The 11,783-nt window shown below is 59.2% G+C and carries 12 protein-coding genes and 1 pseudogene; 11 read left to right on the top strand and 2 right to left on the bottom strand.

Annotated elements, in window-relative coordinates:
* Positions 1–531: 531 nt before the first annotated feature.
* The 3 genes from AWB75_RS35180 to AWB75_RS35170 all read left to right on the top strand — a co-directional run bounded on the left by AWB75_RS35180 (position 532) and on the right by AWB75_RS35170 (position 2,927).
* Positions 532–1,932: a sensor histidine kinase gene (locus tag AWB75_RS35180; RefSeq protein WP_061128558.1), complete on the top strand. Its 1,401-nt coding sequence runs from the start codon at positions 532–534 to the stop codon at positions 1,930–1,932.
* Entirely contained in the window at positions 1,913–2,608 is a 696-nt protein-coding gene (locus tag AWB75_RS35175) for a response regulator (protein WP_061128555.1), read from the top strand. Before AWB75_RS35180 ends, AWB75_RS35175 begins: the two co-directional genes overlap by 20 nt.
* A gap of 85 nt (positions 2,609–2,693) precedes the next feature.
* Positions 2,694–2,927: a hypothetical protein gene (locus tag AWB75_RS35170; RefSeq protein ID WP_061128554.1), complete on the top strand. Its 234-nt coding sequence runs from the start codon at positions 2,694–2,696 to the stop codon at positions 2,925–2,927.
* A 631-nt stretch (positions 2,928–3,558) separates the two neighbouring features.
* Here AWB75_RS35170 and dmeF read toward each other — a convergent pair.
* Together dmeF and AWB75_RS35160 are read right to left on the bottom strand one after the other, a co-directional pair.
* The gene (gene dmeF, locus AWB75_RS35165) at positions 3,559–4,485 is read right to left on the bottom strand and encodes a CDF family Co(II)/Ni(II) efflux transporter DmeF (RefSeq protein ID WP_061128553.1); all 927 of its coding nucleotides are present in this window, start codon (positions 4,483–4,485) and stop codon (positions 3,559–3,561) included.
* On the bottom strand, positions 4,482–4,757 hold the full coding sequence (locus AWB75_RS35160) for a metal/formaldehyde-sensitive transcriptional repressor (RefSeq protein ID WP_061128552.1): 276 nt from the start codon (positions 4,755–4,757) through the stop codon (positions 4,482–4,484). Before AWB75_RS35160 ends, dmeF begins: the two co-directional genes overlap by 4 nt.
* 203 nt (positions 4,758–4,960) lie before the next feature.
* Between AWB75_RS35160 and AWB75_RS35155 the strand changes: the two genes are divergently transcribed.
* The 8 genes and pseudogenes from AWB75_RS35155 to AWB75_RS35120 all read left to right on the top strand — a co-directional run bounded on the left by AWB75_RS35155 (position 4,961) and on the right by AWB75_RS35120 (position 11,270).
* A complete protein-coding gene (locus AWB75_RS35155; RefSeq protein ID WP_061128551.1) occupies positions 4,961–5,941 on the top strand; it encodes a chromate resistance protein ChrB domain-containing protein in 981 nt (326 codons plus the stop codon).
* Positions 5,938–6,700, top strand: a pseudogene (chrA, locus tag AWB75_RS35150) (chromate efflux transporter); the annotation flags it as partial. The gene AWB75_RS35155 and the pseudogene chrA, both read left to right, overlap by 4 nt.
* A gap of 87 nt (positions 6,701–6,787) precedes the next feature.
* Positions 6,788–7,519, top strand: a complete 732-nt coding sequence (locus AWB75_RS35145; protein WP_061128557.1) for a superoxide dismutase — start codon at positions 6,788–6,790, stop codon at positions 7,517–7,519.
* 39 nt (positions 7,520–7,558) lie between these two features.
* Complete coding sequence (locus AWB75_RS35140) at positions 7,559–8,800, top strand: MFS transporter (RefSeq protein WP_061128550.1); 1,242 nt, start codon at positions 7,559–7,561, stop codon at positions 8,798–8,800.
* Positions 8,797–9,837, top strand: coding sequence for a YncE family protein (locus AWB75_RS35135; RefSeq protein WP_061128549.1), 1,041 nt, complete (start codon positions 8,797–8,799; stop codon positions 9,835–9,837). Before AWB75_RS35140 ends, AWB75_RS35135 begins: the two co-directional genes overlap by 4 nt.
* 78 nt (positions 9,838–9,915) lie before the next feature.
* A complete protein-coding gene (locus AWB75_RS35130) occupies positions 9,916–10,275 on the top strand; it encodes a COG4315 family predicted lipoprotein (protein ID WP_061128548.1) in 360 nt (119 codons plus the stop codon).
* A gap of 262 nt (positions 10,276–10,537) precedes the next feature.
* Entirely contained in the window at positions 10,538–10,900 is a 363-nt protein-coding gene (locus tag AWB75_RS35125) for a toxin-antitoxin system TumE family protein (protein ID WP_087087174.1), read from the top strand.
* Position 10,901: 1 nt separating this feature from the next.
* The gene (locus AWB75_RS35120) at positions 10,902–11,270 is read left to right on the top strand and encodes an HVO_A0114 family putative DNA-binding protein (RefSeq protein ID WP_061128547.1); all 369 of its coding nucleotides are present in this window, start codon (positions 10,902–10,904) and stop codon (positions 11,268–11,270) included.
* Positions 11,271–11,783 lie beyond the last annotated feature (513 nt).

The raw sequence follows: 11,783 nt of genomic DNA, 5'->3' as shown, positions 1-11,783 counted from the left end.
AGGAGCCGGATGAATCGAGAGATTCACGTCCGGATCTGCGAGAGCGTGGGGGTGCGATTCCCTTGCGCTACTCGACTCGGCATAGACACTCCTGTATCCTATAAAAATTTATATATCCCGCAGCGCAGTGGTGCAATGTAGATCGTTCGACCACGCCGACGACACCACCAAGGGTCGGACATTCGCCTTTTGTGAAAACTGCGGGCGACGAAATGCTTAAGAAACGCTTAAGAAAGGAAGCGCGGAAGCTGCGTTTCGATCATGGAAATCCCGTAGCTCAAAACCCGGGACCTGAAAGCCGCCAGAAGGATTGCTTTGAATAGAATCCTTGGGGTGGCGCATGCATCGCTTCATACGCCAGGAGCAGACCGAAAGGTCTTTATGCGTGGCGATCTGCTTGCCCGTGGCAGAAGACCAGAGAGCGAAAGGTGGAACGAGACGATGGAGGCAATCGACAACGACAGATTCGACACTGCCGCTCGCAGGAGCGCAGGCGTGACGGTCATCCTGCGACGGGGATGCTTGCGCGCCATGTTGCATCTCGATCTTCGAATGCGTCTGATGGCATGGCTACTCGTGCCGCTCGCAACCTTCATTCTCGTGACCGGGTGGACCTCGTACGACTCGGCGCAACATACGGCAGAGTTGATACAGGACAGTACGCTATTGTCGTCAGCGCGCACCATCATCGAAGACATCGACTGGGTGGACGGCGGCCTGGCCGTGTCGATTCCTCCTGCCGCGCTGGAGCTTTTCGAATCGGCGTATCAGGATCAGGTGTTCTACAAGGTGGTGTCGGGGCACGACAAGCTTTTATCGGGCAATCCTGATTTGCCGACGCCTCGGCAGGTCGGGACGCAGCCGGTCTTTTTCGACGCAACGCTCGAACAAACCCCGATACGTGCCGTCGCCTTCTCGCGGGAGTTGTATGACTCGGGCAAAGCCGAACGCGTTCTGGTGATCGTCGGCAAGACGCAGGCTTCACGTCACGGACTGCTCGCTGATCTCTGGCGCCCGCAACTGATCCGTGAATGCCTGATGCTTGCATTCGTTGCTGTGCTAATTCCACTGGGACTCGCCGTGGAGCTTCGGCCGCTGACGAAGCTCCGGGACGATGTCGCCGGACGCCAGGCGCTACAGATCGAGACGATCCATGCCGAGCGGCTGCCTCGCGAGCTTCGGTTGATTGTCGATGCGATCAATCAATGCATCTCGCAGTTGAAATTGCATGCGGTGAGACAACGTCAGTTTATCGCTGACGCCGCGCATCAGCTACGCACGCCCCTCGCGCTGCTAGACGCACAGATTCAGTATGCCTTGCGAGCCGACCGCGATGAGGAGAAAGCCTGGGACGCTTTGCTGGGCGCGCGACGAAGCACGGAGAAGATGAAGAACGCGACGGCCCAACTGCTCCTGCTGGCGCAGGCGGAGTCCGCTCCGCGGCGAGCCCGCTCCCGGACGGACGTGGCAGCCGTGGTGGCCTCGGTTCTCGAAGAATTGATCATCGCCGCGCAACGACGTGACATCGATCTCGGTGCGGAGTTCGACGGAGATTCCGTCGTCGCAGGCAACCGCGAGTTACTCGGGGCGCTCGTTTCGAACCTTGTCGATAACGCAATCCGCTACACCCAGCAAGGCGGAACTGTCACGGCCGTTGTTCGGCGCGAGGGCGCGGCCGTCGTGCTGCAGGTCGTGGATGACGGACCGGGCATTGCCGCCAAGGACAGCGTTCTGGTATTCGAGCGCTTCTACCGCGCGTCCACTTCGACCGAGGGCACCGGGCTTGGTCTGCCGATAGTAAGGGAAATCGCCCGTCTACATGGCGGAGATATCGATCTCGCTCCGGGTCCGGACGGAACGGGCCTTAGCGTGACGGTGCGATTCCCGGCGTGGATACGCGAAGAGGGTCACGATGAAACTATTGTTGGTTGAGGACAATGCCGAGCTGGCTCACTGGATCGTGAGTCTGCTGAAAGCGGAGGGGTTTGTCGTCGACTACGTTCCGGCTGCGGAGCACGCCGCCCCGATCATGCGCGCGCAATGTTACGACGTGGTATTACTTGACATGCGCTTGCCTTCGATGAGCGGCAAGGATCTCTTGTCGCTAGTGCGCCGCCGTGGAGATACGGTGCCGGTGCTGATGCTCACGGCGCACGGTTCCATCGACGACAAGGTCGACTGCTTCAACGCAGGCGCTGACGACTATGTCGTGAAACCCGTCGATGCCCGGGAACTCGTCGCGCGGATCAAAGCGCTCGCGCGCCGCCGAAGTTCGGACGCGACGATTTCGATCAACTGCGGCGACCTGGAATATCGATTCGATAGCCGCGAGTTCAAACACGACGGTCAGCTCCTTTCGCTGCGACGCCGCGAGCACGCCGTTCTGGAGACTTTGATTTTGCGGCAGGGCAAGACGGTTTCAAAACCTTCTCTGATGGACAGCATCTTCGGGCTCGACGAAGCAGGCAGTATCGATGCGGTCGATCTGTACGTGCATCGCTTGCGCAAGCGTCTTTGCCAGTCGACGGCGCAGATCATGACGCTGCGCGGCCTCGGATATATCCTGCGCGCTCGTGAGCCTAGCCGAATGTCGTGCCTCTGTTCGTGAGCAGTACCACGATCATGCCCGCCGCGACAGGCAAAAAAGATTTTCAGGCGTTACCAACCGGCAGCACATGCAATGGAGGGTTCAAATGAGAGTGAAGACAGTCTTTTCGGTCGTGTCGGCACTGGTCGCGTTCACGCTAACGGGCGCGACGAGCTATGCACAAGGCGGTAATACGACCGCGAACGATTCAGCCGCGTCTGCTCCGAAGCACAGCCCATCGCAGACGAAGCCTCACAAAGCGAAGAAGGTTCCGAACGCGAAAGCCGCAGCCGACTCGGTTTCTCCGGGCGGAACCGACGACGCGAAGGGCGGTCAATGACACTACGCATCTGACGATGCAACCCATCCTCCGGATGGTTCCCTGGCGATGCGCCACGACTCGCGGCGTGTGCGCCGGGGGACGAAAGCATCAACGACTCGCCTCGGCAGGCAGGAGCCGATCTTTAGACCGCGTGCCGAGCCAATGCGAGAGTCGGTCGAACGGACGCGGGTCGCATGGTATCGACTTTGATCGCCCGATGCACACCATCTTCTCATTTCTTTCCTCCAGAACCGCAAAGTTTCACAAGCTTGTATGCCCGATTCGGCTCAGTCGCTCTCAGTCGCGGTCGAAATGGCACGCGTCCGGCGCGCCATCAGATTTCAGACTGAAGTTCGCAGGCTTGTTGACATAAAGGAATTTAGCGTTATAGCGTAGGATTACTATCTACTCGCCGCGTCGATAGAATTTCGAGAAGACAGCGGCAGTCCATGCGAAGCTGACGTGACAAGCGAAAACTGCTGACCTTGCATGGCAAATGCTATGGCCCAAACGCTGCAAGCGCCGTTAGCCTTGCACCTGAGGCGTTTGCGGTTAGCTCGCGCTTTCTGACGAAATTCTGCCTTCCGTGTTTCAGGCTTAGTCAGCGCCCGCACTCGGGCGCCCATAATACGTGAGCCGTTTGAGCCGGCTAACTCACGGCTTCGATCGTAAGGTGCATAACCTCGTGAACAGGTTCGAGTCGCTCACGAATAGTCTCAGCTGTGACGCCGGTATCCGCTCGGACGCTCACGATTGCCGCTCGCGCCTCCGGGCCGATCTGCCAAACATGTAGGTCGGCGAGTTCTGCATCCCCGTGCAATGCCAATATCTCTCGAATTTCGTCGGCGACATGCTCGTCAGTTCTGTCGAGCAACACGCTGGCTGTGTCACGCATCAACGTCCAGGACCAGCGTGCAATGACGACCGAGCCGATGATGCCCATGACTGGATCGAGCCAGACCCATCCGAGATAGCGCCCAGCGAGCAGCGCGCCAATTGCAAGGATCGAGGTCAACGCATCCGCAAGCACATGCACGTAGGCCGACCGCATATTGTTGTCAGAGCCATGCGAGTGCCCGTGATGGTGATGGCCATGACGGTGTTGATGATGCTCGTGACCGCCGCCGGAAAGCATGACCGCGCTGATGATGTTCACCAATAGTCCGACAACCGCGATAATCGTCGCTTGACCAAAATCGACGGTCGTTGGATGGACAAGCCGCAATGCCGATTCGATTGCGATGCCCAGCGAAACGAGCGCGAGAACGAGAGCAGAGGCGAAGCCGGCGAGTTCGCCGACTTTGCCAGTCCCGAAGCTGTAAGCGCGATTGCCGGAGTTTCGCTTCGCGTAGCCGTATGCAAGAACCGCGATGCCAAGCGCACCGGCGTGCGTCGACATGTGAAAACCATCGGCAAGCAACGCCATCGAGCCCGTCGCATAGCCTGCGGCGATCTCTGCGACCATCATGATTACGGTCAATACGACCACGGACTTCGTCCGTCGCGCGTTTTCATCGTGCGAGCTTCCCAGGAACGAGTGCTCGTGTCCAGGGGTTTGATTCTTTGAGTTCGTCATTTCGTGTATCGCCGAATGGCTTCAATCAATGCAACCAAGCCTTCTTCCCGCTCCGCTGCCGTCAGGTCGGGATGAGCGACATGTTCACGCGCGTGAGCTTCGACGATCTCGTCGAGCAAGCCGTTCATCGCGCCGCGGGTTGCCGCAGCGAGATGAAGCACTTTCTCGCAGTCGGCATCGGACTCAAGCGAGCGCTCAATGGCCTGGACTTGTCCTGCAATGCGTCGAACCCGCTTCAGCAGCTCGTCTTTGTTCTGCGAAAGATGCGCCATACCCATACCCCCTATAGGTATCTAGCTTAGCATGATTCACGGCTGGAAAGGGGCGACGCATTCACCCTTCTTGATTCGGCATCCAGTGAAAAGACTGTCGCTAGCGAGCGGAGCAGATGCCGCGCGCCGCACGACGTTCGCGGCTGTGAATGGGCTAATAAGTTAGCTTGTAGAGAAAGAAACATGAGTGTAGCGTATGTAACATGCACAACCTAACGACATGGTCTCTGTTGATTCTGACGCTGCCTACTGAGAACGCGACCGCCCGCATGCGGTTCTGGCGCGCGCTCAAGGCGAAGGGTTGCGCGGTGCTGCGCGACGGCATTTACCTGCTGCCGTTCACGGCTGAGCGGGAAACGTCGCTCCGTGAGCTTGCGACGGCCATCGGCGAGAGCGGCGGCACGGCGCATCTGCTGCGAGCTCCCAGTCTGGATCAAGAACAGGAAGCCGAGTTTCGCGACCTGTTCGACCGATCTAACGACTACGACGCCCTGATCGGCGCCCTAAGTGACGCGCGCAAGATCGTCTTCGGACAGGCCGAAACGGACCTTCGGCGACTGATGCGGCGCTTGCGCAAGGATTACGAAAGCATCGTTGCGATCGACTTTTTCCCTACTGAGGCTGCAACTCGCGCGGAAGTGGCTTGGCAGGATTTCGTGGCGCACGTCGACACCGTGATGTCCCCCGGCGAGCCGCACCCGGCTGAGCGCGAGATCCGAACGCTTGCGCCGAGGGATTACCGGGGGCGCACCTGGGCGACACGGCAGCGTATCTGGGTCGATCGCGTGGCGAGCGCATGGCTCATCCGCCGCTTCATTGATCCCGACAGTCGGTTCATCTGGCTGGCATCGCCGGACGCTTGCCCGCCCAACGTGCTCGGATTTGACTTCGATGGCGCAGCGTTCACGCACGTAGGTGAACGCGTCACGTTCGAGGTCTTGATGGCGAGCTTTGAGCTTGAGAGCGATCCCGCGTTGCTGCGTCTCGCCGCGATGGTCCACGCCCTCGATGTTGGCGGCGTTCCCGTGCCCGAGGCGATCGGCTTCGAGGCCATCATGGCGGGCGCTCGTGAACGCACTGCCGACGACGACGCATTACTCGACGAGATAAGCCGCGTACTCGATTCCATGTACACGCACTTCGCAGCGATCGCGAAGAGCGCGGCCCAAGGAGGTCGATCGTGAGCACGACGGCGACCGCCACGCCTTCCTATTCGCGCGGTCAGTTGTTGCTGTATATGCTGAAGCTTGGCGCTTTCGGTTTCGGCGGTCCCGTTGCGCTCGTCGGATACATGCACCGGGATCTGGTTGAGAGGCGAGGGTGGATCAGCGACGACGACTATCGTGAAGGCCTCGGGCTCGCGCAGATGATGCCGGGACCGCTGGCCGCACAACTGTCGATCTACCTTGGGTATGTGCATTACCGCGTCATCGGCGCGACGGCGGTCGGCGTTGCTTTCGTGCTGCCTTCCTTTCTCATGGTCGTAGCGCTCGGCTGGGCGTACGTGCATTTCGGCGGCCTGCCGTGGATGCAGGCGGTCTTCTATGGCGTCGGCGCAGCCGTCGTCGGCATTATCGCCATGAGCGCGTACAACCACGCTCGGCGCTGACAAGACCCTGTGGGGCATCTTTCTGGTGCTCATCGTCGTGACCGTTGTTACCGAGTCCGAGATCGCCTGGCTGTTCATTGCAGGCGGGCTCGTGAACATGTTTCGGCGGTCGCCACCTGCGTGGCTCGGCAAAGGTGGTGCGAATGCACTGGTTTCAGCCCAGGCACCCTTGCTAAGCGGTGCGCTGAGCGGCATCGATCTTTCCTCGCTCAGTCAGATTGGACTGTTCTTCGCGAAGGCGGGCGCGTTCGTCTTTGGATCGGGACTCGCAATCGTTCCGTTCCTGTACGGCGGTGTGGTCACCGAGCACCACTGGCTGAACGAAAAGCAGTTCTGCGCTCATCGGTCTGGCGGTCTTTCCGCTTCATCACCTGTACGCGCACTGAGCGGAGGTGCGCGCATCGGAGCTAGGGAGTACATCATGGCAACTCGGCGCACCTTTCTTCAAGACACCGCTGTTGTCGGCGCAGGTCTGCTCATGGCGAAAACGCATTCAGCAGACGCGGCGGAGAGTGCAGGCTATGTCGACAAGCTGACCGACGCCGACGGCAAATATGCTGCCGCCCCGCTACCTTATGCCTACGATGCGCTCGAACCGGTCATTGACGCACGGACGGTCGAACTGCATTACAACTTTCACCACAAGCCCGCCGTGACGGCGGCGAACAAAGCAGAAGATGCACTGGCCAAGGCACGCGACACAAACGACTTCACGCTCGTGAAGCATTACGAGAAGGAACTCGCATTCCAGCTTTCGAGCCATATCTTGCATACTGTGTACTGGACGAGCATTTCGGGCAAAGGCGGAGAACCAAAGAGCGAACTTGCGAGGGCAATCGACAAGAACTTTGGCTCATATGCGAGGTTTAAAGCGCAGCTCGCCGCTGCCACGATCGCGACCGAGGGCTCGGGCTGGGGTGTAGTGGGTTATCACCCGGCGGTGGACAAGGTCATGATCCTCCAATGCGAGAACCATCAGAAGCTCACAGCTTGGGGCATCCAACCGATTCTTGTGCTCGATGTCTTCGAGCACGCCTACTACTTGAAGTATCAGAACCGCCGCATGGAGTACGTCAATCAGCTGTTCAACATCCTGAACTGGGACAACGCGTCCATGAGGCTCCAAGCGGTCATGCCGGCGCGCAACGCATAAGCGTGCCGCGCGGCGCACACCCGCGCCGGAGTTGTTGCGATGACTTCAGCCAGCACTCGCTTCTCATCGAGATTCGCACTTGCGGGCGTCGCTCCCGGAGTATGGCGACTGCTCGCGGCGCGAAGTCTGCGGGGCTTTTGCGATGGATTCATTGCGGTGCTGCTTCCCGCATACTTCCTCGCGCTCGGTATGTCGACCCTAGCGGTCGGGCTCGTCAGCACGTCGACCCTGCTCGGATCCGCGATCGCGACGATTGTCGTCGGCATGATAGGCAATCGTTATTCGCGCCGGTCGTTGCTGTTGATTGCCGCCGCGATGATGGCAGCAACAGGAATCGGCTTTTTCAGCTTCTCGACGCTTTGGCCTCTGCTCGTCGTGGCATTCGTCGGAACGATGAATCCCAGCGCGGGCGATGTCAGTCTGTTTCTACCGATCGAACACGCATGTCTTGCCGAAGCGTCGCAAGCGCAGGCGCGTACTGCATTGTTCGCGCGCTATAGCCTCGTTGGCGCACTCTCCGGCGCTCTGGGTGCGCTGCTGGCTGGCGTCCCCGACTTGATCGCTGGGCATTTCGAAGTATCAGCGCTGTCAGCGATGCGGTTCATGTTCATGATCTACGCGCTGTGCGGCCTTGCGATCCTAGTCCTGTACTTGTACATGCCGTCGCATCAGCAAGTTACAGCCGCGATCCGTACCTCGTTAGGCCCATCGCGCTGGATAGTTATGCGCCTTGCGATGCTTTTCAGCCTCGATGCTTTTGCTGGAGGACTGGTAGTCAACGCGCTCCTAGCGCTGTGGCTCATAGCGCGGTTCGACCTATCGATCGGCACGGCTGGGCAGTTCTTCTTCTGCACAGGATTATTGAGCGCAGGCTCGCAACTCGCAGCCGCGCCTTTAGCGCGCAGGATCGGCCTGTTGAATACGATGGTCTTTACGCATATTCCGTCGAGCCTGTGTCTTATCGCGGCGGCGTTCATGCCATCACTGCCGCTGGCACTGCTAATGTTGCTTCTCCGGAGCGTGCTGTCGCAACTCGACGTACCCACGCGCAGTGCTTATGTCATGTCCGTCGTGACGCCGGCGGAACGAGCTGCCGCTGCGAGTTTGACAGCGGTGCCGCGTAGTCTTGCCGCAGCCATTGCCCCGACTATTGCCGGCGGCTTGATCGGACTAGGTTTGCTCGAAGCGCCTTTGATCGCATGCGGCGCGCTCAAGATCATCTACGACCTGACGTTGCTCGCCGCGTTCCGACATGTCCGTCTCGACGGAGACCGTTCATGATCCCATCACGACCGTTTCGGTGCCTTGGCTCGCTTATCGGCGCGGCGCTGTTGAGTGTGTCATTCGTGGTGCTTCTGCCGGATCACGTCGCGTCGGCAGCGGAACAGGGAACCGCCACGCATCTCCCGCTTCAGCACGTTGCGGACATTTCGATGCCAGGACGCACGTCTCGTTTCGATTACGAGAGTGGCGATCCTGAACGTCATTTGTTGATGATTGCCCACTTGGGAGATGGAGAAGTCCTCGCCTTCGACACGCACAGTGCGCGGGTCATTGCCACGATACCGAATGTCTCCGCCGTGCATGGCGTGCTCGTTGTTCCGGAATTGTCGCGGGTGTTCGCCTCGGCGACCGGAACGAACGAGATCGTTGCGATCGACGAGAAGACGCTGAAGGTTGTCGCTCGTATGCCGGGAGGTGTCTACCCCGATGGCATGGCCTATGCGCCCGATGTACACAAGCTTTACGTTTCCGATGAGACGGGAAAGACTGAGACCGTCATCGACGCGACAACGAACCACCGCGTGAAGACCATTGCGCTGGATGGCGAGGTCGGCAACACGCAATACGACTCGGTCTCGCGGCACATCTTCGTCAACGTTCAGACGCGTCGGCAGTTGGTCGAGATCGACCCGTCGACGGACACAATCGTCGCCCGCATCGACTTGCCCGGAGCAGACGGAAACCACGGCTTGCTCATTGTTCCACACTCCCGACTCGCATTCATCGCCTGTGAGGGGAACAGCAAATTGTTGGTGCTCGACCTGCGCACGAAGCGCGTATCGCAGTCGTTCGACGTAGGACGTGATCCGGACGTGCTTGCGCTCGATGCTTCGACGAGCACCGTGTATGTGGCTGGCGAAGCAGGTGTCATATCGATGTTCCGTTATGTCGGGACTCACGTGGCAAAGGTGGGCGAGGGCTTCCTAGGACCGAACGCCCACGTTGTGTATGTCGATTCGGCGACTCATCGATCGTACTTCGCTCTTAAAGATCTCAATGGTCATCCGGTGTTGCGCATCATGACGCCGCTGTGAAAAAGACGCCGTCTGAAGGGGAGCGCGCGTGCGAGACGCATGATCGCGCGCTCAATGGAAGTCTGAAGGGAGACGAACATGAAGACGCTTATTGGAATTGCGGTGCTTTCCGCTGTCACTTCGACCTTTGCCGCGCCACCTCGCGTCGACGATGGCAGGCTCGTTGATGAGCATGGGATGACGCTCTACGTTTTTGGAGGACAAGGGACCCCGGATGACAAATCATGCGAGGGCGACTGCGCTCGAAACTTTCCGCCCGCACTCGCGAGCCCGGACGATAAGGCCTCCGGCTCGCTCCAACTGGTCGATACAGGCAACGGCGATCGTCAATGGACCTACGGAGGAAAGCCGTTGTATCGTGGCATGATGGATAAGAAGCCGGGCGATCGTGCGGGCGACGGCCTGAACACAGTTTGGCACAGTGTTCAGGCACACTAGCGCATGGCGAGATTCTCTTGACTCGCGGAACCGGCTATGTGATCGAACTCTCCCCGTCAGGGTCCGTTAAGGCCGTGGGAGTGGACATAGACTGTCGTCGCAGTTCGACGGCCGCATAGGGTCTCGACCGCTGCCCGACGCGGCGGACCAATGGACGACCGCGATGGCCGATCTATGTCAGACGGGCTCCGGCTAGGAGCGATACCAGACCGTGGTGGTCCATGAAATTGACTTATCTTATCAGACAGTGATAAGATAAAGCATGACCGATCGTGACCACGGCTTGGACGCGCTTTTGTCCCTGGACGGGGAGCGCTTTGCCGTCGATGGCAGCGAAACATGCTGGGTCAAGTTTGAGGTCAAGGAATGCGACGTGACGCCGGAGCGCCCGCAGGGGCTTAAATATTCGCTGACGCTCCATGCCGAGGACGGCGCCCGCCTGCTGGGTTTCGACAACGCGCACGGGATCACCGAAGGCTCCGGACCGGGAGCCCGAACGCGGATCGAATACGACCACAAGCACAAGGGCGAAAGAGTCCGATTCTACGACTATGAGGACGCCGGCAAGCTGATGGAGGATTTCTGGGCGGAAGTTGAAACGATCTTGCAGGAAAGGAGTAACTGATATGACTGCAGACACCAAGATCCTGAAAGTTGGTATTGCCTCGCGCGAGGAATACAAGGCCCGGACCATCGCCATCGCGAAAGGCCAATACAAACCCGCGCCCGATGAACCGAAAGTCTGGTTCCAGTCGCTCGAAACGCTGGCCAAGGTGCTGTCCGAAAGCAACCGGGAGTTGCTCGCGACGATCGCTGAGACAAACCCGGGCTCCCTGGACGAGCTGGCCGCGAAAACCGGTCGCGCGGTGTCCAACCTCTCGCGTACCCTCAGGACCATGGAGGGTTACGGCCTGGTGCATTTCGAGCCGGGTCCGCATCGAAGACTTGCGCCCCGCGTCGACTATTCAGGCGTCGAGCTGGCTGTCTCGTTTTAGTGACTGGTGAAAGGGGTCCCAAGGCGCCTTTTCACGCGACCACGGCCTCAGCCCGACATCGAACAGCAATCTCGCCAGCCGGGCCGATGGAGAGTACGTCGGTTTCGACTTTAGGCTCGGTTGAGGCGGGACTCCCCGAATGGCAGACGAAGAGCATGCGGTCGAGCGTGGCGTACTCCCGACATTTTTCCGTGACAGCGGAACGGCTGTTTATCGGCGGAGGATTTGATCTGGACCAACGCCGTTCCGTTGTCAATCTCTTGACGCCGTAGGATTCTGAGCTGATTGCTGTCTACCTCGTTTTCGAATACCGTTGCGTCGCGTCGGCCAGCTTGGGAAAACGCAGAGATACGAACTATTCATATAGCGCCACGCAGGTCCTTTGAGCGTTAATATCGCTTCGGATTGACATAATCTTTATTATCAACGTAGTTATTGTCAGGGCTTTTTAATAATGTCCGATTTGAGCTCATTAGAAATGTCCGATTTCAGCCCTCTGGCGCATGCTGGCGC

It is taken from the genome of Caballeronia catudaia, assembly GCF_001544755.2.
Classification (GTDB): domain Bacteria; phylum Pseudomonadota; class Gammaproteobacteria; order Burkholderiales; family Burkholderiaceae; genus Caballeronia; species Caballeronia catudaia.
The sequence above is the reverse complement of the archived record's forward strand: the minus strand, read 5'-3'. Positions and strand labels throughout refer to the sequence as shown.